The sequence below is a fragment of the Microcoleus sp. Pol12B4 genome, from assembly GCF_036701385.1.
Taxonomy (GTDB): domain Bacteria; phylum Cyanobacteriota; class Cyanobacteriia; order Cyanobacteriales; family Microcoleaceae; genus Microcoleus.
Genome location: NZ_JAUBQR010000022.1, coordinates 17,344 through 40,699 on the forward strand (window position 1 = coordinate 17,344; position 23,356 = coordinate 40,699).

Annotated in this window: 18 protein-coding genes; 11 read left to right on the forward strand and 7 right to left on the reverse strand. The window is 46.4% G+C overall.

All coding sequences use genetic code 11. The features are described 5' to 3' along the window. The first annotated feature begins 696 nt into the window (after window positions 1–696). On the forward strand, window positions 697–1,812 hold the full coding sequence (gene trpD / locus QUA38_RS05255) for an anthranilate phosphoribosyltransferase (RefSeq protein WP_333159828.1): 1,116 nt from the start codon (window positions 697–699) through the stop codon (window positions 1,810–1,812). A 215-nt stretch (window positions 1,813–2,027) separates the two neighbouring features. On the opposite strand, the gene QUA38_RS05260 is transcribed toward trpD, so the two are convergent. Beyond that, window positions 2,028–2,843 carry a retropepsin-like aspartic protease gene (locus tag QUA38_RS05260; RefSeq protein ID WP_333159829.1) on the reverse strand — a complete coding sequence of 272 codons (816 nt, stop codon included), beginning with the start codon at window positions 2,841–2,843 and terminating at the stop codon, window positions 2,028–2,030. 118 nt (window positions 2,844–2,961) lie between these two features. Here QUA38_RS05260 and carA point away from each other — a divergent pair, with 118 nt between their 5' ends. From carA to QUA38_RS05285, 5 genes are all read left to right on the forward strand, one after another. After that, on the forward strand, window positions 2,962–4,119 hold the full coding sequence (gene carA / locus QUA38_RS05265) for a glutamine-hydrolyzing carbamoyl-phosphate synthase small subunit (protein WP_333159831.1): 1,158 nt from the start codon (window positions 2,962–2,964) through the stop codon (window positions 4,117–4,119). 181 nt (window positions 4,120–4,300) lie between these two features. Then, window positions 4,301–4,657, forward strand: coding sequence for an STAS domain-containing protein (locus QUA38_RS05270; protein ID WP_333037230.1), 357 nt, complete (start codon window positions 4,301–4,303; stop codon window positions 4,655–4,657). Window positions 4,658–5,040: 383 nt separating this feature from the next. Continuing rightward, the gene (locus QUA38_RS05275; protein WP_333159833.1) at window positions 5,041–5,487 is read left to right on the forward strand and encodes a ribonuclease III domain-containing protein; all 447 of its coding nucleotides are present in this window, start codon (window positions 5,041–5,043) and stop codon (window positions 5,485–5,487) included. Between the two features lie 263 nt (window positions 5,488–5,750). Continuing rightward, window positions 5,751–7,172: a 23S rRNA (guanosine(2251)-2'-O)-methyltransferase RlmB gene (rlmB, locus tag QUA38_RS05280; protein ID WP_333159835.1), complete on the forward strand. Its 1,422-nt coding sequence runs from the start codon at window positions 5,751–5,753 to the stop codon at window positions 7,170–7,172. Between the two features lie 293 nt (window positions 7,173–7,465). Beyond that, window positions 7,466–7,744, forward strand: a complete 279-nt coding sequence (locus QUA38_RS05285; protein ID WP_333159838.1) for a DUF1816 domain-containing protein — start codon at window positions 7,466–7,468, stop codon at window positions 7,742–7,744. 128 nt (window positions 7,745–7,872) lie between these two features. On the opposite strand, the gene QUA38_RS05290 is transcribed toward QUA38_RS05285, so the two are convergent. The 4 genes from QUA38_RS05290 to QUA38_RS05305 all read right to left on the reverse strand — a co-directional run bounded on the left by QUA38_RS05290 (window position 7,873) and on the right by QUA38_RS05305 (window position 10,732). Further along, entirely contained in the window at window positions 7,873–8,709 is an 837-nt protein-coding gene (locus QUA38_RS05290; RefSeq protein WP_333159840.1) for an alpha/beta hydrolase, read from the reverse strand. Window positions 8,710–8,765: 56 nt separating this feature from the next. Continuing rightward, the gene (locus QUA38_RS05295) at window positions 8,766–9,992 is read right to left on the reverse strand and encodes a serine hydrolase (protein WP_333159842.1); all 1,227 of its coding nucleotides are present in this window, start codon (window positions 9,990–9,992) and stop codon (window positions 8,766–8,768) included. Continuing rightward, window positions 9,955–10,125, reverse strand: coding sequence for a hypothetical protein (locus QUA38_RS05300; RefSeq protein ID WP_333159844.1), 171 nt, complete (start codon window positions 10,123–10,125; stop codon window positions 9,955–9,957). Before QUA38_RS05300 ends, QUA38_RS05295 begins: the two co-directional genes overlap by 38 nt. A gap of 151 nt (window positions 10,126–10,276) precedes the next feature. Continuing rightward, complete coding sequence (locus tag QUA38_RS05305) at window positions 10,277–10,732, reverse strand: helix-turn-helix domain-containing protein (RefSeq protein ID WP_039886916.1); 456 nt, start codon at window positions 10,730–10,732, stop codon at window positions 10,277–10,279. A gap of 1,099 nt (window positions 10,733–11,831) precedes the next feature. Between QUA38_RS05305 and gatA the strand changes: the two genes are divergently transcribed. Together gatA and QUA38_RS05315 are read left to right on the forward strand one after the other, a co-directional pair. Beyond that, window positions 11,832–13,292 (forward strand): Asp-tRNA(Asn)/Glu-tRNA(Gln) amidotransferase subunit GatA, encoded by a 1,461-nt coding sequence (gene gatA / locus QUA38_RS05310; protein ID WP_333159874.1) that lies wholly within the window; start codon window positions 11,832–11,834, stop codon window positions 13,290–13,292. A gap of 118 nt (window positions 13,293–13,410) precedes the next feature. Next, complete coding sequence (locus QUA38_RS05315; protein WP_333159846.1) at window positions 13,411–14,394, forward strand: alpha/beta fold hydrolase; 984 nt, start codon at window positions 13,411–13,413, stop codon at window positions 14,392–14,394. Window positions 14,395–14,498: 104 nt separating this feature from the next. Here QUA38_RS05315 and QUA38_RS05320 read toward each other — a convergent pair whose 3' ends face one another. Continuing rightward, window positions 14,499–15,203, reverse strand: a complete 705-nt coding sequence (locus QUA38_RS05320) for a pentapeptide repeat-containing protein (RefSeq protein WP_333159848.1) — start codon at window positions 15,201–15,203, stop codon at window positions 14,499–14,501. A 624-nt stretch (window positions 15,204–15,827) separates the two neighbouring features. Here QUA38_RS05320 and QUA38_RS05325 point away from each other — a divergent pair. From QUA38_RS05325 to QUA38_RS05335, 3 genes are all read left to right on the forward strand, one after another. Further along, window positions 15,828–16,478, forward strand: a complete 651-nt coding sequence (locus QUA38_RS05325; RefSeq protein WP_333159850.1) for an ATP-binding protein — start codon at window positions 15,828–15,830, stop codon at window positions 16,476–16,478. Between the two features lie 297 nt (window positions 16,479–16,775). Next, complete coding sequence (locus QUA38_RS05330) at window positions 16,776–17,114, forward strand: DUF3593 domain-containing protein (RefSeq protein ID WP_333159852.1); 339 nt, start codon at window positions 16,776–16,778, stop codon at window positions 17,112–17,114. Between the two features lie 325 nt (window positions 17,115–17,439). Continuing rightward, the gene (locus tag QUA38_RS05335; RefSeq protein WP_333159854.1) at window positions 17,440–19,527 is read left to right on the forward strand and encodes a protein kinase domain-containing protein; all 2,088 of its coding nucleotides are present in this window, start codon (window positions 17,440–17,442) and stop codon (window positions 19,525–19,527) included. On the opposite strand, the gene QUA38_RS05340 is transcribed toward QUA38_RS05335, so the two are convergent. Next, on the reverse strand, window positions 19,504–23,346 hold the full coding sequence (locus QUA38_RS05340) for a DNA polymerase III subunit alpha (protein WP_333159855.1): 3,843 nt from the start codon (window positions 23,344–23,346) through the stop codon (window positions 19,504–19,506). The genes QUA38_RS05335 and QUA38_RS05340 overlap by 24 nt on opposite strands. Window positions 23,347–23,356 lie beyond the last annotated feature (10 nt).

Consider the following 23,356-nt stretch of genomic DNA (forward strand, 5'->3'; position numbering starts at 1 on the left):
GGTATTTATTTGAGGCTTGACTGGCTGTCACGATCGCATTGACATATCGATCGGCTTGCGGTGCAGGTGTTCGAGCAAAACCCGCTCCTGGAAATCTCCCTGAATATATTAGCAGTTGAATACCCTGAAATAAGTTAGTAGCAAGGATGTTCTTACAATTAAAGGCAGCGACTTCTACAACCGCAAGAGCCTATCTTTAGGATTTGGGTGAGAGTACGATCGACTCTTCTCCGAGGCAACTAACCCGCATACAAGAGCTAAACGCTCGCTGTCCTTGCTGTCAATCGATTTTAGATCTTAGATTCTAGATTAAAGAATTGAGTCCACAGATGAATCTGGGGTTCTCCTAATGTCTAAAATTTTTGCTCTCCACAACTCCTGTCGGAAACTTTTATCGGTCTTTGGCTGCTCTGAGTTACTGTTAAGTATTATTGCTGATAGATAATACAGCAGACTGCTGGCAGTTTTACGATATGGAGTTTATATGTAAAGTTGGCACAACAATAGGGTAATTGTTGTATCAAAAAATTCATATTCTGCTGCTGTGGGGGGAAATTTTCTGTAGCGGTGTTGGCATTTGGGCAAAAATCTGGGTCCGATCGCGCAAAATGTGGTCGGCAACTCTGGTAAAATCCCGATCGATTCTCGGTTTGGGCACAAAGCTCGATCGAGCTAAATTTGACTACAAACTAATAAATGACAGATTCTCCTCTCTTAGCAACGCCAGAGTTATCCCCTGCTTCAACCCAGACGGCGGATTCTCCTGTGTGGTCAGCCCTCCTGCAACAACTATTAGACAGACAATCTCTCTCACGCGCCCAAGCAGCCGACTTGATGCAGGGATGGCTAGCAGAAGCTATTCCCCCAGTCCTCTCAGGAGCAATTTTAGCTGCCCTCCAAGCCAAAGGCATTTCTGCCCAAGAATTGGTAGGAATGGCTCAGGTGTTGGATTCTCAGTCGCTTGCAGGCGACTCGGGGAGCGTTTTCAATCCCAAATCCTCAATCTCCAATCTCAAATTAATTGATACTTGCGGCACCGGCGGCGACGGCGCTTCTACGTTTAACATTTCCACTGCTGTAGCTTTTGTGGCCGCCGCCGGCAAAGTTCGAGTCGCGAAACACGGAAATCGCTCCGCATCGAGCAAAGTGGGTTCTGCTGACGTGTTGGAAGCACTGGGAGTCAACCTCAACGCCGAGCCCGCGAAGGTAAGATTTGCGGTAGACGCAGTAGGCATCACCTTTTTATTTGCGCCTGGGTGGCATCCGGCACTTAAGGCTGTAGCGTCGCTCCGCCGCACTTTGAAGGTACGGACTGTTTTTAACCTTTTAGGGCCTCTTGTCAATCCTATGCGCCCTACAGGGCAGGTAATCGGGGTGTTCGATCCTAGTCTGGTATCAACTATCGCGCAAGCTTTGGCCGAGTTGGGGACTGAGTTAGCTGTAGTCGTTCACGGCAGAGAAAAATTGGACGAGGCGGGTTTGGGTGATGTAACTGATTTGGCGGTTTTGTCGGATGGCAAAGTGGAACTCACTACTTTAGACCCCCAAAAGGTAGGATTGACACCAACTGCGATCGGCTCGTTAAAAGGTGGAAATGTTGAGGAAAACGCCGAGATTTTGCTGAAGGTTTTGCAAGGCAAAGGGACGCCCGCACAAATGGATGTTGTAGCTTTGAATGCCTCTTTGGCTTTGCAGGTGGGAGGTGCAATTCCTATGGGTTCCCACGCAGCAGGAGTTTCTATGGCTAAGGACATTTTATTGAGCGGCGAATCTTGGGCGAAGTTGCAGCAGTTGATTGAGTTTTTGAAATGAAGGAAGAGGGAAGAAGGAAGAAGGAAGAGGGAAGAAGGAAGAAGGAAGAGGGAAGAAGTAAAGAAAAATTTAGAATGCCAACATCTTCCCGTTCTAACCGTCTAAAACTCAGCCTTCTGCATTCATACTTTTTGAAGTTGGGAAACTTTTTTCTGTCTTCTATTCTTGTTTGTTAGTAAAAAAAATCCTTCTTCCTTCTTCCTTCTTCCCTCTGTTTAAGAGCGCGATCGAAATTCAATGACATCTTGCTTAATAGTCACATCTTTATTACCAAAAAAGTCGTGACCCAACAGTCCGATATCTAGGGATGGCGAGACTGCCACAACTACATTGTTAACTGCCAGACCACCTGCTTCAATAGAAGTCAGGCGACCGAGGGGAAAAGTAGCCACTCCGTTGGGAGTTTGTGCTTGCACTGTTCCCTGGAGAACAACGCCCAAGGCTTTAGCCATTGCTGGTGTAATTACTGTGCCACTAGCTCCAGAATCTACCATCATCTCGAACTTTTGTTTGCCGTTAAATGTGACTTCTATGACGGGGATATTAGCCTCTCGGCGTCTGATTTTTGCCTGAAACACTCCCGACTTTGCCGCCGCCGAAGTGGTGGGAGTCAATTCTTTAGGGAGAAAACCGCAGACTGATTGGCTGAGGTTGATGGTTCGGCCTGACGAGCTCCTCATGAAGCATCCCTCACTTTCTTGAGCCACTGCTGGCGAGGAGTTGGCAACAGTGCCTACTAAAATTGAACTGCTCAGAGACATAACCCCTGCTAAAACCAGTAAAGGTTGGCCCAGGTTGTTAGAGTTCAGAAGAGACTTTTTTGAGTTTGAGAGTAAAGGCAAGAGAGATTTGCTGGGCATAGTTTGATTAAACGCTGTAGCTCGATCGTAACAGCGACAACTGCCTTTTGGTATAGATTTAGACTTTCTGTCCTCATAAGCTGCTGGCAGATCAATTGCTGGCCGAGGGGGAGAGGGAAAATTTGCACTTGTTGCAGCTTTTTGATTATCTGTTGCTTCTGCCTCCGGCATAAGTGCCTTGCTTTGCCGAACCCTTGCACAAATTCAAATAATATCTGTATATTGCCGGCTAGCATCAAATCCCTGGCAGTGGTAAGAATTAAACCAAACGAAAGTAATTAAGGATGCCATGTCACTTTCAACTGCACAACCCGCTCTCCTAGTCCTGGCTGACGGTACTGCTTACCGCGGCTGGTCGTTTGGCGCTGACGCCACCGTCGTTGGTGAGGTAGTATTTAATACTGGAATGACGGGCTACCAAGAAGTATTGACTGATCCCAGCTATTGCGGTCAAATTGTAACTTTTACTTATCCAGAATTGGGCAATACTGGGGTAAACCTTGAAGACGAAGAATCCTCGCGCCCGCAAATTCGGGGTGCGATCGCCCGGAACGTATGCAGCCGCCCCAGCAACTGGCGCTGCTCGCAATCTCTGCAAGACTACCTAAAACAGTACGATATCCCCGGAATTTACGGGATCGACACCCGCGCCCTCACTCGCAAAATTCGCACGGTGGGAGCGATCAACGGCGGCATTTCGACCACGATTCTCGACCAGGCAGAGCTTTTGGAGCTAGTGCAAGACGCCCCCAGCATGGACGGGCTGAATCTGGTTCAGGAAGTCACCACTCGCGAGGTTTACGAGTGGTCTGAAGCCACGGACTCGGTTTGGGAGTTTAGTCCCACAGTCAAACCGGCTAACGGCCAAATGTGGACGGTGGTAGCGCTAGACTTTGGGATCAAGCGCAACATCCTGCGGCGTCTGGCGAGTTACGGGTGTCGGGTCATCGTTGTCCCCGCTGACACGTCGCCGGAGGAAATCCTCAAATACAACCCGGACGGTATTTTTCTGTCCAACGGCCCCGGAGATCCGGCGGCGGTAACGGAAGGGATCGCGACTGCGAAAGCTTTGTTAAAGTCGGACAAACCCGTATTCGGCATCTGCATGGGACACCAAATTTTGGGACTTTCCTTGGGTGCAGAAACTTTTAAACTGAAGTTCGGCCATCGGGGATTGAATCATCCAGCGGGTTTAACTGAGCAAATAGAAATTACTAGCCAAAATCATGGTTTTGCGATCGACCCCGATTCCCTAGCCCCTGAAGTAGAAATTACTCATCTCAATTTGAACGATCGCACCGTAGCCGGATTGAAGCATAAAACTCTGCCACTGTTTTCAGTGCAGTACCACCCAGAAGCCAGTCCGGGCCCGCATGACGCCGATTATTTATTCGATCGATTCGTGCAGTCAATGCGAGACAATCAGAAAGTAGCCAGCAGTAAGTAGTCCTTAGTCAGCAGTCATTAGTCAGTAGTCATCAGAGGCTGTTTATGTCGATCGCTTCTGACTAATGACCAATGACTAATGACTAATGACTAAAAAACTGTAGACAAAAGACCAAAAAACTCCTATAATGAAGCCTCGACTTTAAGCCATATCTAGCTAGGAGGGTGTCATTCCTGAGTCATTGACCCTGACCGTTAGCCTCAGAGGCACTCGCGAAGTCAAGAATAACTATCAGTTATTTCGCTTGACTGGCCTGCTGGACGCTTTTTCTGAGGCCACTTTTCGGAAGGTAATAAGCAAATGTATTGACGAGGGCCCAAAACACGTAATTTTGGACTTGTCTCAGATAGACTTTGTGGATAGTTCAGGCTTGGGCGCACTTGTGCAACTTGTCAAAAAAGCCCAAACCTTGGAAGGGACATTGCAAATTGTCTCAAATCCCCGCGTAACTCAGACTGTTAAACTGGTTCGCTTAGAGAAATTTTTGTCTTTGCAGCCTTCGGTTGATGAGGCGGTAAAAAACGTCAAGGATGCTTGACGCCAAAGTGGATTAAATTAGCTATCCGGTTCTAAACGCTGGATAGCAAATTTTTATTTTTTTGCTGGTAAAACAATACCAATTTACCCAGAAGCTGTGACACGCGCCAGCCGCTATTTCTCCGATGCTTAGAGTTTCGGTGGATGGGCAGTAAAATATGTGTGGCAAACACGCGGAAAAATGGTATAAAAATTAGAGCATCCCGATTTGGTAAAAAGCCTTTTTTAGGAGTGCGATCGTCGCGCCAAGCTTTGCCTATATATCTCGCTTCGTGCTCTGAGAGCGAACAGTCCTGTAAAAGCTATAATTGCGGAAGTGACGAAAGACGAAATAAGTAAGTAACTAGAAAAACCAAGCTGTGCGGAAGTTTTATTTAAAAAAGTATGTCGCCGATCGCAGATGACGGACTCAAACTGAGTCTGACGGATATCAGTTTAAATCGAGTGCATCCTGCGAGGGCTACACCAGCAGAAATAGAAAGAATTTCGCCTGCAGCCTGGGCATATTTGGGAGATGCAGTGTACGAACTCTACGTTCGGAGTTCGTACTTAGTGCCACCCAAAAGATTGCAAGCTTATCACGAATTGGTGGTGGGGCAAGTACGAGCCGAAACTCAAGCGCGTCACTTGCGATCGCTCTCTCCTTACTTGAACAGTACAGAATTAGCAATTGTCAAGCGCGGCCGCAATGCTGCAGCGGGCCGTTCTAAGCGAGCAGATCCAGAGATATACCAACAAGCCAGCAGCTTAGAAACTTTGATCGGATATTTGTATCTCACCGATCCCGAAAGATTGACCGAACTTCTGGCACTTTTAGATATTGAGACTTAAAGGATTTAGCAGTTAAGAGTTGCGAATGAGGAGGGATTAATTAACCATCCTTGCACGGCCAACATAAAACCTCAAAAATCTTGATGGGCAAAACAGGATTTATCAGTTATTAACTAGCAATTTGAACACAGCAAAATCCTTGCTCCCTCCCTAGAATATCTAAAATCTCAAAGCCCCAAGATTGCTCCCTCAATCAAGAATCTCAAATCTACAATCTACAATCGACTAGCCTTCAGCCAAAACGTTTTGACTACAAGAAACCAATGAGAAAATTTACCAGACCCAACTCCTCGCGATCGAATTCCGACAGCAAGCCATTCAAAAGCGAAGGCCGCCGTCAGGACTCACAACCATCCTCTCCCCGCTTTGAACGCAAGCCCCGTCCCGATACTCGCGGAGTAGACGCGCCTCAAAAGCGATCGACCTTCGCCCCGCAATCGCGAGAAATGCCCGTGAGAGCAATTTTCAAACGGAGAGTCGATGCCGACAGCCAACCGGAAATTCGCAGAAATAATCATTTCAAAGACAGAGACAGCAGTCCGCAGGAATCCAGGGGCAATTATTACCAAGACAGAGACAGCAGCCCACAGCCGGCCCGCAACAGTTTCCGAGACAGAGACAGAGATAGCAGCCCGCAGCCGGCCCGCAACAGTTTCCGAGACAGAGACAGAGACAGCAGCCCCCAGCCGGCCCGCAACAATTTCCGAGACAGAGACAGAGACAGCAGCCCACAGCGGGCCCGCAATAATTTCCGAGACAGAGACAGCAGCCCACAGGAATCCAGGGGCAATTATTACAAAGACAGAGACAAAGACAATAGCCCGCAGGAATTCCGGGGCAACCATTTCAGAGACAGGGACAAAGACAGAGACACTCGCCCTGTTGACACTGCCTCAAATACAGTCGTGCAACCAGACGCAGACACAGACGACATGATTTACGGTCGCCATGCGGTGCAAGCAGCTTTAGAAACAAACCAAGTCCTCAACCGGATCTGGGTTGTTCCGCACCTGCGCTACGATCCCCGCTTTCATAGCTTGCTAACCGAAGCAAAAGCCAACGGCAGCATTATTGACGAAGTTGACGATTTGCGCCTCGACTACATCACGCGCAAAGCAAACCACCAAGGCGTAGCCGCCCAAGTATCAGCTTACGAATACCTGGATTTGAGCGAACTGATCGCAAAGGCTAAGTCGGCTTGCGAAGATCCAGTAATTGTGGTGGCAGAAGGACTCAACGACCCGCACAATCTAGGGGCGATCATTCGCACCGCAGAAGCATTGGGATCTCAGGGCATGGTGATTCCCCAGCGGCGGGCTGTTGGGATTACCTCGGCAGTGAGAAAAGTGGCAGCAGGGGCATTGGAAAGCCTGCCCGTGGCGAGGGTTGTCAATCTTAACCGGGCGCTGGAAGAACTCAAAGAGGCTGGATTCTGGATTTATGGCACTGCAGCAGGCGTCGGTCAATCTATAGAGACAGTCAAGTTCTCCGGGCCCACTGTTTTAGTGGTGGGTGGTGAAGCTGACGGTTTGAGCCTTTTGATACAGCGCGGATGTGACGGATTAGTTTCAATTCCTTTAAGGGGCCATACTCCTAGCCTGAATGTCTCGGTAGCAACGGGGATGGCTTTATACGAAATTTACCGTCAGCGCGGGCCCAAAAAGTTTCACGTACACGGATCGTAAAGGTGCTTGAAAAAAAGAGCACAACAGAGTAGTTTATTGTGGATGCCGCCCAGAATTGAGTGGCACCACACCCGGAACAAGTAAGGATAGTCGATCGACTGTCGTTACTTGTTCAGGCGAAAGTAGAAGGGGCGTAGCCCCTAGGTTCAAACAGGAATTCGACACCCATCTATTTAGATATATTTAAATAGGTTTCGATCGGTTCTTGGCAGCAGTCAGCCACGTGTAAATAACAAAAGCCTAGGCGTGTTCGCAGCACCCTGAAAACACCGTCAAATACATTAGAAAAGCAGATGAAAGAATTCTTGATTAGCTTGCTCAACTTTTTCGGATTGGCTTGGTGGGTTGAAGTTAAAACTTCAGCGCCGCGGTGCATTTACTATTTTGGCCCGTTCTTAACCGATGGAGAGGCGGAAGCTGCAAAAGCAGGATATGTAGAAGACATAGAAAATGAAGGGGCAGAAGGTGTTAGTGTTTCGATTCACCGCTGCAAACCAATTACTTTGACGGTTGCAGAAGATATGGGAAAGCTTGGTGATGCAGGGCTGTGGCCGGTTTTGAGCGGTCAGTAGCAACAGGGGAGTTTTGAGTTTTGAGAGGGCTACGCTTCCATCGCAACGCTGTGCGGTTTTGAGTGGTGATTTATAACTTCAAAACTGTTGAGTGTTGGGTGATAAATTGCTTGTGACAAAATCCCAACTCAACACTCGCAATTGCCAACTGCTTCGGGGTGACTCTCAATCCAACGATCGATGTCTGCAACTACCCGATCGGGAATTTCCCAAGGGAACAAGTGGGCGGTATTTGGATAGCACTGCCACTGACAATCGTGGAGGTGGCGGGCGGTTTCTAAACTGGATGCTGAGGTGATGTGCCGATCGGCCTCTCCGGCGAGCACCAAGCTGGGACATTGAATGTCGCCGAGGTGGATCAGTCGATCGTATCCTGCCCTGAGAGCGGTATTTAATGCCTTGGTGGCCGTGTTAGAAGTCTTGAGGTAGGCGGGGGTACCTGCCTGTGCTAAGTAGCGGTAAGGGGTGGCTGTATGCTGCTGTATCAAGTAGCGAAAGAGCGATCGCCTAGCAAAAGTATCAATATTCCACTGCCAACCGGGTATCACCCAATTGATAATTCCCGCTAAACCGGTGTAAAGGTTATCTTGCCAAGAGATGGGAGGGTGACTTCCTCGCGGTTTTGCTGCGGATGCAAGTAAAATCAAACCGGTGACTCGCTGGGGATATTTCATGGCTAATTCCATCGCTAAAATCCCTCCCAAAGACCATCCGATCACCAAACACCGATCGACTCCTAATTTGTCTAATAGTGCTTCTAAATCGACCAGATGGTCGGTCATTTCAAAGAAAGTTGAGGTGCGGCTGTTGCCGTATCCGCGCAAGTCTGGGGCGATCGTCTGGAACCGCTTTGATAAGTGTTCTGTGAATACGGACATACAATCGCCGGAACCTGGATGGCCGTGCAAGCAGAGAATAGGAAATCCTTTGCCTTTGACGGAAACACTGAGTTGTTGATGCGGCATTTTTTAACTGTTTGGGCGGTGCGTTGTCCCCCGCTATAAATTGTATATTCCAGCGGTTAAAAGCTGGGGTTTCGGACAATGTAATCGGCAATTTTAGAAATAGACTGGCGCATTTGTAGCTCGCCGCTGCGGCTGTCAATCACAGTAATCACATAGGCTTCGTCGTCAATGCTCATCGCTAAAGTTGTGCCGAGTACCCAGGAATTTTGGCCTGTTTTTTCCCCCAACCACTGAGCTTTCGTTCCTTCCAATGCGGCAAATCCCAGAGCGTGATCGTACTGGCGGTTGAGAGTTTCTATTAATAGTTTAGCACCGGGTGTTTCGCCGTTGTAAATTTGCACCATCATTTCGGTGAGTTCGTTAGCAGTCACGCGGTTGCGACCAGAACCGGGGTTGGAGGGCATAATTCTTTCCCCCATTAATTTGAAGTTGACGCGGGTGACTTCGTAGCCGCTATTATCTAAATATTGATTGATGTAATCCGAACCCAAATAATCGATTAGTTGATTGGTGGCGATATTGCTGCTGTGATAGATCATTTCTTCTAACAGTAGCTGTAGCGGGTAATTGCGATTGGACGTAATCTTTGCCGATGCGTCTTCGGTGAAATTACCCCGATTGACGAATACTTCATGGTTCAGACTAATTTTTTCTTTTTCGACTTTTTGCATCAGGGCGACAGCAATCGGCAATTTAATTAAGCTGGCCGGACTGACAGGAGGCACATCGCCCCGCAGGTGTACGCACTCTCTAGAAAGGTTGCAAATACCGATCGAAGCTTGAGCCGACAAACCGCTTTCCCGGGCAAGCGCACCCAAAAAATCTGATTTTGCTTGCTGCACTTGAAAGGTTGCTGCTGTTAAATTTTCCCGGTATTCTTGAGTTTTTGAGGCACTGAGGGAAGCTAAAAATGAATTTTGAGGAACTTCCTGCAAGTTGTTGAGGGCCTGATGCCAGAAAAATTGAGTTTGCTGCGAAGATTCGATCGACTTATTTTGCTGCAGTTTTGTTTCTACGGCTCGGTTGGCTAAACGGACTGCTTGCTGTAAGTTGTCGTTAGCCCTCTGTTCTACTAATATTTGAGCTTCCACCGCTTGCAACTGCTGTAGTAGCTGTTCTTGAGGATTGGCTGCGAAGGGAACTAAGCCGGAGAGGATGGTTGGTTCTGGGGAGGGAGAGGAGGGTTGTTCTAATTCGGTGATCAGCCGATCGCGAATGTTGTAGAGTTCGTCTAGGGAACGCGGGTTAGATGATTGAGAGAATGAACTTGCGATGGTTAACATCTGAACCAATCCGATGCTGGCTACTACTGCCGCCATCTTGTTGGCGATCGACAAAAAACACCTGATATCTCGCATCTTTAACATCCTTAACACCACCACATTCAATATAAGCAGCTATTGTTACTTCAGTCAAACAGTTTTAGATTTTAGATAAGAGAACAAATCTTAAATCTAAAATCTAAAATCTAAAATGGTTTTGATCGCGCCAATATTGCAAAATATTACCAAAATAAAGGGAGCGATCGCACCAAAGCAATCAACCCCCTTTAAATATTGCGAACTATCTACTTTTTGCGCCGCCGTCGCCAGTCAGCACCCAACCGCTTGAGGTAATCCCAGCCGCGTTGGGGCCAGACATGATCGCTACCGATTTTTTCGGCAATCCAGCGAGCAACTTTGGGGCCTGTCCAGTCTCCGCCGTCGGGGGCAGGGCCTTGCAGCGCTTGTCGCAGTTCTTCTTGCTGTTCAGGATTCAGCAAGGATTTCGCAGGAGGGGGCTGGCGGTCTCCGCTGCGGTTCCTGACAGAGTTAGGCCCTTCTCGGTTGTAGCGCTGGACAATTTCTTTGGCATAGTCGTAGTTGAGGCCTACGACTTGGGCTGCTTGTTTGATAGTCCAATTTCTGGAAACTAAGAGCAGCAAGTGCCAGCGGCGTGACTCTGTGGTGTTTTGTGCCTGCCGGTAGCGAATTTTGAGTTCCTCTGCCGTCAGGTGGGATTCTAAGTGAGCTTTAGGTGGCATTCCTCCAACGGGGCATCGGGAACTTCTTACCATATATCTTTGGTTTTGGGGATAATTCCGGATGAAATTATTTTCCTGGGGATCGTTCGGGCAAATTAAGTAGCTTTTTTTACCCCAGATGCACGCAGCTAGTCACATTTGAGGAAGGACTGCTGTTTTTTTGCAGGTGCGTGCAACAGGAGACCTCGGCGTGGCGGTGAGCGTTTCGAGCTTTTTTGTCAACCCCAGATTTCTGACAGGCTTTTTGACCGAAAGCATCCAGGATACAAGCCCCTGGTTCATTCCTTCGCAGACTCAGGACGGAGAAATAAAAAATCTGTATCCGATGAAACTTGCCCCCCGAATTTATCTTTTGACTAAAAAAGCGCTCTTAGTAAACTAATCCTAATTATTGGGGAATATCAACTATTATCTAATATTTTATTACTCCTAATTGTCTAGCTAATTTTTATTATATAAAAATTTTTAGGCTAATAAGCTCGTTGAGAATTAGATTTTAATGTTTTGCTTTCAGTTTATCAAAATAAATTAAATTCCACCAAGTAGTAATTCTTTATCAAGTAAATTTTTAATATTAGCTGAGTATATTTATCGGAATAAAGCAGTCACCATCTGGAATTAGTTTATTCTTTGATTTTTTTTAATACCATAAATTTGGGGTGCCGTCTAAGAGAACCTGGGTTCTAATATTTTAGAATTTAGATGACTGAATTGGGAAGAACTAATTTCCTAATGAGAGTGATCTTGCATACACATTCTTGGAGGAAGAACCACATTATGTAGGGGCCGCATTGCACACCTTACCCCTTACTCATATAAATCTCGCGTCAAACCACTTTTTGCATCAGTCGTGATATAGTTGCCTTTTTGATTTGTTAAAAGATTAGGTAAAAAACTCGATCGCTATTTTGTGTTCGGTGGGATTTGGGCAATTTAATCTATTGTAGATAAAATGCCCGATCGCGCGTTAGCGGAGCCCTCTTCGAGGCTGGAACTTTCGCCACAAAAATAGCCGACTTTGCCCTCGGGCTGTAAGCAGGTACAATTGCCAGTTATATTAACTGTATTGTCTCAAAGTAGAAATGATAAAGGTACGAGCATGGCATCCATCCGCGAGTTGCACCGACAACTGGTCAATAAAGAACGCTCTGCTGTGGAAATTACTCAAGAAGCATTAGACCGAATTACCCAGCTAGAGCCGAAGTTGAAAAGCTTTCTGTGCGTGACGGCAGACAGCGCATTGGCGCAGGCCCATAAAGTGGATGCCCAAATCGCAGCCGGAGAGCAAATTGGCCTGTTGGCCGGCATCCCGATCGCCGTTAAAGATAATATGTGTACCGAGGGCGTTCCCACAACCTGCGCCTCTCGAATTTTGGAGAATTTTGTTCCTCCCTACGATGCCACTGTCGTCTCCAAACTCCAAGCAGCCGGTGCGGTGATTGTGGGTAAGGCGAATATGGACGAGTTTGCAATGGGGAGCTCGACGGAAACTTCTGCCTATCAAGTTACCGCGAATCCTTGGGACTTGGAGCGCGTGCCCGGAGGGTCTTCTGGCGGTTCTGCCGCAGCGGTAGCCGCCGAAGAATGTGTCGTGAGTTTGGGTTCGGATACAGGGGGCTCAATCCGCCAACCTGCTGCTTTTTGCGGTTTGGTGGGGCTGAAACCGACTTATGGATTGGTTTCTCGCTACGGTTTGGTCGCCTATGCTTCTTCTCTCGATCAAATCGGGCCCTTTGGCCGGACTGTTGAGGATGCGGCGATTTTGTTGGGGGCGATCGCGGGTTACGATCCGAGAGATTCCACGAGTCTGAATGTTCCAATTCCTGACTATGCCCAAGCTTTGAGACCCAGTTTGCGACCGAAGGGTCAGATTAGAATTGGTGTAATTAAAGAAACTTTTGGTGTAGGGTTGGAATCGGGGGTTAAAGAAGCCGTTACTAAGGCGATCGAACAATTTCAACAATTGGGAGCAGAAATTCAAGTAATTTCTTGTCCCCGGTTCCGCTACGGTTTGCCCACTTACTATATCATTGCTCCCTCGGAAGCTTCGGCGAATTTGGCGCGATATGATGGAGTCAAGTACGGTTTCCGGTCTCCAGACCCCGATAATCTTTTGGATATGTATGCCAAAACTCGCTCTCAAGGGTTCGGTGCAGAAGTTAAACGCCGGATTGCGATCGGCACTTACGTACTCTCGGCTGGATATTACGATGCCTATTATCTAAAAGCTCAAAAAGTTCGGACTTTGATTAAAGAAGACTTTGAAAAAGCTTTTTCTCAAGTTGATGTTTTAGTCTGTCCCACTGCTCCTACTACCGCATTTAAAGCAGGCGAAAAATTCAATGACCCCCTGAGTATGTATTTGTCAGATTTGATGACTATTCCCGTGAATCTTGCTGGTTTGCCAGCTTTGAGTTTGCCCTGCGGATTTGATGATAAAGGACTGCCCGTGGGTATACAACTGATTGGTAATGTTTTGCAAGAATCTCGGTTGTTTCAAGTGGCTCACGCTTACGAACAGTCTACGAATTGGCACTTACACCACCCGGAATTGGATTAATTTTTGAAAATCGGCGGAATGCTGCGGCGGAAGTTAGTAATCGATCTTGGCTAATTGTCTGAATTAATCATTTGCCATTAGCTTTTGAGCGATCTCTAATTTCCCGCGTGCTCTATCTATGAACAAGTTGCTAGTATTCCTTTTGTCTAAATCGCTAATAGCTTTTGGGATAGTTTTGGCCGTTGCTTATTCTGCTGCTTGTGTATTCCTATTTGTAGCACAAGGTAAGTTTATCTTTTTTCCCGCGCGGGCGATCGAAACTACGCCAGATGATTTTCAGTTGAAATATCAAGATGTCTGGTTGCCAATTCCAACTAAAACAGGCGCGGTGGACAGCGTGCACGGGTGGTGGATTCCTGCATCGGGAAATCCCCCCAGCCCCCCATTAGCAAGGGGTGGAGCAAGAAAGGGGGAGTCATTCCTGGGTACCCCCCAAAGTGACAAACGGGCCATCGCTGCGGTTCCCGCCCTTAACAAGGGATTAGGGGGGGTAGTTTTGTATCTGCACGGCAATGCTTCAAATGTGGGAGCAAATGTCGAACACGCTTATCGATTTCATAGATTAGGTTTGTCGGTATTTGTGATGGATTATCGTGGTTATGGAAAAAGCCAGGGCGATTTTCCGAGTGAATCTCAGGTTTATGAGGATGCTCAACTTGCTTGGGATTATTTGGTGCAACAGCGGGGGATTAACCCGAATCAAATTTATCTCTACGGTCATTCTTTGGGAGGCGCGATCGCGATCGACCTAGCTGTGCGTCACCCGGAGGCGGCGGGGTTAATCGTAGAAGGCTCTTTTACTTCGACGCGGGCGATGGTTAATTTCCAAAAAGGGCTGTTTTGGATGTTTCCCATAGATTTGTTGCTAACACAGCGTTTTGATTCTCTTTCAAAAGTCGATCGCCTGCAAATGCCCGTGCTGTTTATTCACGGGACTGCTGACAATGTAGTTCCAGTGGAAATGAGCAAAAAAATGTTTGAGGCAGCACCGGAGCCCAAACAGTTGTACATAGTTCCTGACGGAGGTCACACTAATGTGGCACAGATCGGGGGCGCAGAATATCTGCAAATACTGAGCCAATTTTTAGGTTCTTCAAAGTAGATAAAAGCTATTGGCGGTAACAGGTTAAGTTTGATATCTGTACCGCCTGCTCGCACTTCTAACAGTACATATTTAAAGCGGAGCAGTTATCCCGATGATACCGCTTAGTATAACCTTAATACATTCAGCCACCAATCATTCAAGGCATAGCAATAATTGCAGTAATTGTTCGTGCTTATAGCTTGTTCTTTTTTAACTTCGCAGCCTCGCCGAGATGTTTTTTTGTTCGGCATCCGGGCGCCGCAGAGATTGGCATCTGTGAGATTAGCTTTGTTCAATCTCGCATCCCTCAAGTCGGCCGATCTAAGGTCGGCACCGCTGAGATTTGCACCGCTTAAATCGGCTTCTTGGAGGTCGGCACCGCTAAGATTTGCACCGCTTAAATCGGCATTTCTCAGGTCGGTTCTACTTAGTTTAGCGGCGCTCAAATTACTGCATTTTAAGTTAGCCAACTGGAGGGATGCGTCTCGCAAAAAACTTTCGCTGAGGTTGGCATTTTCTAAGTTGGCTCCCCTGATGTCTGCCCTGCTCAGGTCGGCTTTGCGGAGGTCGGCGTCAGCCAAAAAGGCGTTTCTCATGTTGGCGTTGTTTAAATTAGCTTCCATTAAGTCAGCCGCAGTCAAGTCGGCATCAACTAAGTCGGCCCTGCTGAGAGTGGCGCGGCTCAAGGAAGCGCCAAACAAATCTGCACGGCTCAAGGAAGCGCCAAATAAGTCACATCCGGGACATCCTCTGGTTTCTAGCAGCCGCTTGACTAGAGACAGATTTTGAGCTTGTAAGGGAAGTGCGGCGCAAAATGGGAGTAGCATTATCGCTGCAGTCAGAATTTTGAGTTTGATTTGGGTCATAGTCGGGGTAAGTTCTGTAACTGCCTTTCATCACCGATTTGTCTCCTGGACTTACGCGCGGGAGACCAAAAACCAGGTTTCCTCATTAATTCCTCGCTGTCAAACCCAATATTCTGAGCAGAAACTGGGTTGTTTGCGTAAGTCCTAGTCTAGTGGATGGATGCGACTCGACGGTGTAAGGTTCGATCGCGCTCACGGATATTACTTACGCCTTCGGGATGAAAGCCCGCACATCAAGGCTCCGTGGCAGCGAACGGCGAACGGCCGGAGGCGCTAAATGCCTGTGATTCGGGAACTGGCGACGGCTGCGGCAAGTGACCGACTCCGACAACGGATAAGTATTGGTAATCGATGGAGTTGGATTTAGCTGCAGAGGGCGATCTTTCTCCGTACAGGCGATCGGTAAATAAGCCAATTGGCTTAGACTCTTAAGACATATTGCTGATGCACTGCCTTCTCTAAAAAAGATAGCATTTTTGTATGATCCCCGAAATAATACCGAGCCAGCAAGTATAAAAAAAGTACCAAATGTCTCGGCGGGTGGGAAAATAGGGTACAGCTAATACTTTCAGAGGAGGAAAATAGATGTCGAACAGCATAGATCAACTTGCAGAAGGCGGCAGGGGAATCAAACTCATGTGGCAGATTGCAGACGATATCAGTTACACTCGGACTCTCGACAATCGAAATTGTTTGTCGCTGAGTAAAACTTACGAAGTAGAAGGTCGCAATCAATCCCAAAATATAAAAAAAGCTAGCGTTTTAGATGGGTTAATGAATTTATTAAATACCTGGGATTGGCAGCCTGAAACAGAGCAGGAAGAAGAGCTGCATGAAACTTGTATTCAACATATTAGCCTGCAAGTGAACACAGATGTGAATGCTTTAACTCAAGTTTTGTTGTGGTTTGAGCAGTTGAAAGATCTATCGCTCCCCAATGAAGTTTGGTTGAACTTGCAGTTGGCGTTGGCTGAAGGTTTCAGTAATGCAGTTCGCCACGCTCACAAAAATCTGCCAGTAGAAACTCCTGTGCAACTCGAAATTACGGTGTTTAACGGACGATTGGAACTCAAAGTTTGGGATTGCGGGCCGTGTTTTGATTTTGATGCTAAGCTAAAGGAAATTCTGGCAGCAGATAGAAATAACGGCTTGGATTTAGAGGTTTTGAACGATGCTTGCTTGATGCCTAGCAGACAAAAAACTTTGGAACCGTCTCTATTTCTAATTGCTGGGTAGCTTTGGAGTGAGGGACAATTAACAGACTGGCACGGTGAAAAAGGTGTTATGCTAAAAACGGTGTTAGGGGGAAAGTTACGGGTTTTGTCTCCGCGTGGGTGAGGGGTTTTGGATAGTGCCAACCTGCTGCGGCTTGGGTTAAGAGCTATGGTCTTGGGTGATTCTATAGCGGTTCAAAAGAAACGGGTGCATCTGTCTAATTAAATATTAAAAACTAAACATTAAAAGTTAAAAATTATTCACACTAATTTTTGAGCTTTTAATTTATCATAGTATCTGGTCGCTCACCAATTACTAATGATTTCCAAAGAAACTTTATTTGTTCTGTCTCTATTTCCATACTTGGGATTTCTCTGGTTTTTGACTCGATCGAGAAAAACACCCCGTTTAGCTCTGATGGGATTTTACGGCACTCTCGTTTTTGTAGCGGTGACGATTCCCGCCGCAATTTACGCAAAAGTTGCCTACAACGAGTCACTAGCAAATGTTGATTGGCTGCACGGTTCTGCGGAACTATTCTTAACACTTGCCAATATTTTATTAGTTTTAGGCTTTAGAGAAGCGGTGATTAAAGCCAAAGCATCGTCACAGAAGGGTGGTGAGGAGCAAGAGTGTCTTTTAGATGGGGGAAAATAGCCGGGATCACGTCAGTTTGGTATTTACTCTCCGCAGAAATGCTCCAGAATAGCCGTAATTAACACTTAACTGTTGACATACCAGTTTGTGAGCCGCCAACCGGCAAAATTTTAGGAAAGCATTAGAATATATGGAAACTCACATCAAGCACTTCTAGTGTCCTCACCTTGGTTTCTTGCCACGGGCTCAACTTGAGAGCCGACATTTTAGGTTAAGAAAGCGAGTTTCTCAGGTATTATCGAGAATGGTGCTCTGGGCGTGAGTGGAAACAGACTACCATATTGCTAAGTTTAGCTGTGGTGGGAATCTCCAGGCCGGAAAAAAGATGAGCTATTGCCTCAATCCCCATTGCCAAAAGCCGCAGAATGCTGACTCAACCAATTTTTGTCTGGCGTGCGGCTCTAAATTGCTACTGAAAGAGCGTTACCGCGCCATTCAACCTATCGGTGAAGGAACATTTGGCAGAACTTTTTTAGCTGTCGATGAAGATAGGTTGAAAACTCCCTGCGCCATCAAACAATTTTTCCCCCAAGTTCAAGAAAAGGCTGAATTAGAAAAGGCAACTGCACTGTTCAAACAAGAAGCTCACCGACTGCACGAACTCGGAGAGCACCCGCAGATTCCAAGTTTGCTGGCTTCTTTTGAACAAGCCAAACGTCTGTATCTTGTGGAAGAGTTAATCGAGGGAAATAATTTGTTTCAGGAGTTGCACCAGCGGGGAGCTTTTAGCGAGGAACAGATTTGGGAATTGTTGATCAATTTGCTGCCTGTTTTGCAATTTGTTCACGAGCAGCAGGTGATTCATCGGGATATTAAGCCGGAAAATATTGTGCGGAGAACTCCCCAAACCTTGTGGGCGGCGGCGGGATACAGCACCTCAACTCCTGGTAAAGGAAAAGGAGGGGCAAATTTACCTCAATCTTCTGCTGGTATGAAAGGGCTAATTGTCGCTGAATCTCCGGCTGTACAGGGGAAGGCGATGGGGGGTCAGTTTGTGCTCGTAGATTTTGGAGTTGCTAAGCACATTACCGGCCTTTCTGAGGCGCAAACTGGAACGATAACTGGAACTGCTGGCTATGCGCCCATCGAACAAATTCGCAGTGGCAAGGCGTATCCGGCGAGCGACCTTTACAGTTTGGGCGTTACCTGTATTCACCTGCTAACTGGGGCAGTATTGAAGGATTTGTTCGATGCTTTGGAATGCAAATGGATTTGGCGATCGCACTTGGCGCAAAAAGGCATAAAAGTCAGCCAAAAATTAGCAACTATTTTGAATAAATTGCTCAAAGATTCGGTACGAGAGCGATATCAATCCGCTGCTGAAGTGTTGCAAGACTTGGTAAATGTTGGGCAATATCCCCGCTCTCAAATCAGTTATAATTCGCCCACAAAAATAGCTATTAATTCGCCAGTAACTAACTCGCAGCCCAATAAGGCAACCGCCGTCTCCGCCGCGCCGCCCCCCAAGATTCATGTTGTGCCATCCGCTGGCAATCCGAAATTATTGTCTAATAACTGGCGGTGCGATCGCATTCTCCACGGTCATTCAGCCTCGGTTAATGCTGTTGTTATTAATCCTCAAGGCAATATTCTCGCTAGCGCCAGCGATGATAAAACAATTAAGCTGTGGGATCTGCAAACAGGTGAATTCATCCATACTTTTTTCGGCCATTCCGCAACGGTTGATGCTGTGGCAATCAGCCCAGACGGGAGAATGCTAGTTAGCGGCAGTTTTGACAGAAAAGTCATTGAGTGGAAGCTGGATAAAAAGGCGATGATTCGCGAATTTTACAGCGATTTTGGTTCGCCGTACAGTCATCGCTACGGCTCCGTGTACTCGGTGGCTTTTAGTTGCGACTCTGGAGCGATCGCGAGTGCCAGCGGCGACAAGAGTATTAAATTGTGGAACCAGCGCAACGGAGCATTGGTTCAAAAGCTTTCGGGACATTCTGACAAGGTTTTATCTGTTAGTTTTCGCCCTCAAAGTATGATGCTTGCCAGCGGTAGTGCTGACACAACTATCAAGATGTGGCTGGTAGGTATTGGGGAGAGTGTACGGACTTTTGTCGGTCATTCAGATTGGGTTTATGCGATCGCATTTAGTCAAGATGGCAAGATGATTGTCAGCGGAAGTGCCGATGCTACTGTTAAATTGTGGAATGCCGATACAGGGGAATTGATTAATACTTTGAGGGGGCATTCTGATGCGGTGATTTCGGTGGCGATTAGTCCCGATCGCGAAACGATGGCTAGTGGCAGTCGAGACGGTACGGTTAAACTCTGGAACCTTGAAACAGGAGAATGTTTGTGCAGTCTGGCTGGGTACAATCCGGTGGCTTTTAGTCCTGACGGTCAAACTTTAGTCACCGGTGGGAATGACGGCGAAGTGTTAATTTGGCGGGCGTCTGTTTAGTTGGGCGAGATAAGTGACATACTTGTGAAGGCGATCGGTGTCAGTGTCAAGTAAACGACTGGCCCAAGAATGTACATTAAGTTGCGATCGCATTTCTCGAAACACCGCAGCATCCCCGCGATTGTCTAGAGGAAAAACCCAAGCATCAAATCCAGCCGACTTTAGACGGCTAACAGTTCCCTCGCCATCTTGCACCCACAATTGAGGGTTAATGCGAAGGGGTTGACAGGAATATTCACCGACAACAATTCCCCCCACAGAAACGCTAGCATCTTCTCCCCGATTGGAAAGTTCTTGCAAAATAGCTTTGAGGGAATTGAGTTTTTTCCCGTCTTGTACTTGCTGCGGTGTCAGCTTGACAATCACCATTTCTAGAACTTCCACAGGTTTTGTCGATCGTACAACGTTGACTGGTTCGGCCGGCCAATGGTTATTTATTTCCGGTTCCGCCTTCTCGATTTCCTCTTCAACCTGTACTGTTTCTACCGGCTTTGCAGTGTCTACAATTATCTGAATTTCCTCCCCATCTTTCTCGATTTTTCCACTAATCTGTAAGATAGCATTCTCTACAATGTAAGGTTTCACTTGTTCGTAAGCCTTGGGGAACACAACAGCTTTTATTTGATGTGTCAAATCTTCTAACTGCAAAATTGCCATCGCATCGCCTTTTTTAGTCACTACCATTTTGATAGCGCTGAGCATGACAATAACTGATACTTTCCCCTTTTTATCTGCTAACTGTTCGAGAGTCACAACATCGGGGTCTTCGTTTACTTGCATGAGAAACTTTAGGGGATGTTCTGACACATAAAAGCCAAGCAGTTCTTTTTCTAAACGCAATTTCTCCTGTTTGTCATAATCTGGTACCAATTTAGATTTTGGCGCCGACTCATAGGTATTGACCGACTTACCAAAGCTATTCGCGCCTAACAAGTCAAAAAGATTACCTTGGCCGCTTTCTCTGTCTCTTTTGCGGTCTTGCGCCCATTTCATCACCCCTTCGAGGTCGTTTACTAATTGATGACGGTTGGGGTCAATTTTATCAAAAGCACCGCATTGAATTAATGCTTCTAAAGCGCGGCGGTTGACAGAATGGAGATTTACGCGATCGCACAAATCAGCCAACGATTTAAACTTACCCTCTTCCTGCCGGGCCGCCAAAATATTTTCAATAGCCCCTTCACCCACATTTTTAACCGCCGAAATTCCAAACAAAATTTTATGTTTTTCAGCTTTAGTCATCTCCATCGGCAATGGCGTAAAAGTTAGTTCAGAACCATTAATATCAGGCGGCTCAACGTCAATCTTCAGCTTGAGACAATTAGCAATATATCTCTGTACCTTCTCCTGGTCGCCTCTGTTAGCAGTCAGCAATGCAGCCATGTACTCTACAGGAAAATTTGCCTTTAAATAAGCAGTTTGATAAGTGATATAGGCATAGGCCATTGAATGGGATTTATTAAAGCAATATTCTGCGAATTGAAGCATTTGCCCGAACAAGTCTTCGGCAATTCTTTGAGTGACACCATTCTTAGTCGCCCCATCAATAAATATTTCCTTTTGCTTCTGCATTTCATCAGCCTTCTTCTTACCCATTGCGCGACGCAGCAAGTCAGCTTGACCTAAAGAATAGCCCGCCAAATCTTGAGCCATCCGCATAATTTGCTCTTGGAAACAAAGCGTTCCATAAGTCTCTTTTAAAATCGGCTCTAACAGCGGATGGTCATATTTAACCACCTCTCTACCGTGTTTGCGATCGATAAATTGTGGAATCAAACCAGCATCCAGCGGGCCGGGACGATAAAGCGCCAGAATAGAAGAAATATCATCCAGACAGGAAGGTTTAATTTTTTTTACTACATCCAGCATCCCAGAAGATTCTAGCTGAAAAATACCTTCTAAATCTCCTTTTTCTAATAGTTGATAAGTTTTTGCTACATCAGGGGGCAACTTGTTATTCCTAGTAAATGTCTCTTGAGCTCTGCGTTCTATATTAGAAGGCAAGCCTTCGGCATCGATAGTTATATCCTGCGTGTGCTTAACATAATCAACTGTTTTTTGGAGAGTTGTTAAATTTTTAAGTCCCAGAAAGTCCATTTTCAGTAGCCCCAAAAATTCCAAGTCTTCCATGAAATATTGGGTGATTACAGCGCCTTCATTATTCTTTTGCAATGGTACAATTTCATCAAGGGGGACGGAAGAAATTACCACACCGGCGGCATGAACACCATAGGTTTTGTTAGTTCCTTCAATGCGAATTGCCATGTCAATCCACTGACGCACTGGGACTTCGGTGCCAGTTTCTGCATTTATGCAAATTGTATTTTCGTAGTTGTCTCTAAATTCCTGTGCAGGTGTTGCATCGGAAATCATCACTTTTAGTTTTTCCGGTTTCCCCCGCGACACGGGAATCATTTTTGCCATTTCGTCTGCTTTTTTGTAGGGAATACCTAAAACTCTGGCAACATCTTTCAAGACAGCTTTTGATGTCATTCTGTTAAAGGTAATAATTTGCGCTACTCGGTCTTCGCCATATTTTTCAGTAACGTATTTAATCATGTCGTCGCGCCTTTCTATGCAGAAATCGCTATCGATATCTGGCATAGATTTGCGTTCGGGATTGAGAAATCGCTCGAATAGTAATCCGTGATGTACAGGGTCTATATTGGTAATTTTGAGGACGTAGGCAACTAAAGAACCTGCGGCCGAACCACGTCCGGGTCCGACGGGAATATTGTTGTCTCTAGCATATTTCATGTAGTCCCAAACTACTAAAAAATATTCTGAAAAGCCCATCAGCTGAAGCATTTTCAGCTCGTATTCTAGTCTTTGTTTGTAGACTGGGGGGATTTCATTTCTGGTGCGGGCTTTGAGGCGTTCTAACAGTCCCAGCCAAGATATTTCTTCTACATAAGTATCGGCTGTATGTTCGGGGGGAATTGGAATTGTGGGAATTCGAGCTTCTCCTGTGAGCTCGTATCTCGATACTTTATTTGCGACCTCTAGGGTATTTTCGATCGCCTCTTTGATTGTTTCATCATCCAAATGGTCTCGAAACAGTTGCGCCATCTCGTCTGCGGACTTCAAATACTCAGTGCCGCTGTAGCGCATCCGCTTGTCTTCTTCAATCAGTTTGTTGGTGTTAATGCACAGCAAAGCATCGTGTGCTTCTACGTCGTTGCAGGAAATATAGTGAGAATCATTGGTTGCAATTATTTGAATGTTGAGTTCGCGGGCAATTTTAACGAGTTCAACATTAACAATCCGATCTTCCGGGGAACCGTGGTCTTGAATTTCTAAATAGTAATCTTCTCCAAATACTTCTTTATACCATCTGGCTACTTCGCGGGCAGTATCTAGCTTGTTTTGCAGAATCATTTGGGGAACTTCGCCGCCCAAACAAGCACTGGTGACAATTAAACCTTCGGAGTATTGTTTTAGCAGTTCCTTGTTGATGCAAGGTCTGGCAAAAATACCTCTTTCAGGCATTCCCTTTAAGTGGGAAATTGTGGTTAGTTTGACGAGGTTTTTATAACCTTGGGTATTTTTAGCTAAAACAACTTGATGGTATTTTCTTCTACCTCGAACTTTTACTTCAATGTCGCCGTTGACGACATACATTTCATTGCCAATAATCGGCTTGATATTTTTATTTCTGCAAACTTTGATTAGCTCGATCGCGCCGTACATCACCCCGTGGTCTGTAAGGGCGATCGCGGGCATCCCCAATTCCACCGCCCGTTCTGCGAGCTGCTGTAGCTGAGACGCCCCATCTAGTAAGCTATAATCGCTGTGAATGTGCAAACCAACGAAAGACATAGGGATTTAA

What these genes read in the sequence shown, in the direction of transcription:
- QUA38_RS05290 (WP_333159840.1), bottom strand. Translation starts at nt 8,709, where the DNA reads ATGCCGCATCAACAACTCAGTGTTTCCGTCAAAGGCAAAGGATTTCCT.
- QUA38_RS05340 (WP_333159855.1), bottom strand. Translation starts at nt 23,346, where the DNA reads ATGTCTTTCGTTGGTTTGCACATTCACAGCGATTATAGCTTACTAGAT.
- trpD (WP_333159828.1), top strand. Translation starts at nt 697, where the DNA reads ATGACAGATTCTCCTCTCTTAGCAACGCCAGAGTTATCCCCTGCTTCA.
- QUA38_RS05330 (WP_333159852.1), top strand. Translation starts at nt 16,776, where the DNA reads ATGATTTCCAAAGAAACTTTATTTGTTCTGTCTCTATTTCCATACTTG.
- QUA38_RS05285 (WP_333159838.1), top strand. Translation starts at nt 7,466, where the DNA reads ATGAAAGAATTCTTGATTAGCTTGCTCAACTTTTTCGGATTGGCTTGG.
- QUA38_RS05295 (WP_333159842.1), bottom strand. Translation starts at nt 9,992, where the DNA reads ATGTTAACCATCGCAAGTTCATTCTCTCAATCATCTAACCCGCGTTCC.
- QUA38_RS05315 (WP_333159846.1), top strand. Translation starts at nt 13,411, where the DNA reads ATGAACAAGTTGCTAGTATTCCTTTTGTCTAAATCGCTAATAGCTTTT.
- gatA (WP_333159874.1), top strand. Translation starts at nt 11,832, where the DNA reads ATGGCATCCATCCGCGAGTTGCACCGACAACTGGTCAATAAAGAACGC.
- QUA38_RS05320 (WP_333159848.1), bottom strand. Translation starts at nt 15,203, where the DNA reads ATGCTACTCCCATTTTGCGCCGCACTTCCCTTACAAGCTCAAAATCTG.
- QUA38_RS05260 (WP_333159829.1), bottom strand. Translation starts at nt 2,843, where the DNA reads ATGCCGGAGGCAGAAGCAACAGATAATCAAAAAGCTGCAACAAGTGCA.
- QUA38_RS05325 (WP_333159850.1), top strand. Translation starts at nt 15,828, where the DNA reads ATGTCGAACAGCATAGATCAACTTGCAGAAGGCGGCAGGGGAATCAAA.
- QUA38_RS05275 (WP_333159833.1), top strand. Translation starts at nt 5,041, where the DNA reads ATGTCGCCGATCGCAGATGACGGACTCAAACTGAGTCTGACGGATATC.
- carA (WP_333159831.1), top strand. Translation starts at nt 2,962, where the DNA reads ATGTCACTTTCAACTGCACAACCCGCTCTCCTAGTCCTGGCTGACGGT.
- QUA38_RS05335 (WP_333159854.1), top strand. Translation starts at nt 17,440, where the DNA reads ATGAGCTATTGCCTCAATCCCCATTGCCAAAAGCCGCAGAATGCTGAC.
- rlmB (WP_333159835.1), top strand. Translation starts at nt 5,751, where the DNA reads ATGAGAAAATTTACCAGACCCAACTCCTCGCGATCGAATTCCGACAGC.
- QUA38_RS05305 (WP_039886916.1), bottom strand. Translation starts at nt 10,732, where the DNA reads ATGCCACCTAAAGCTCACTTAGAATCCCACCTGACGGCAGAGGAACTC.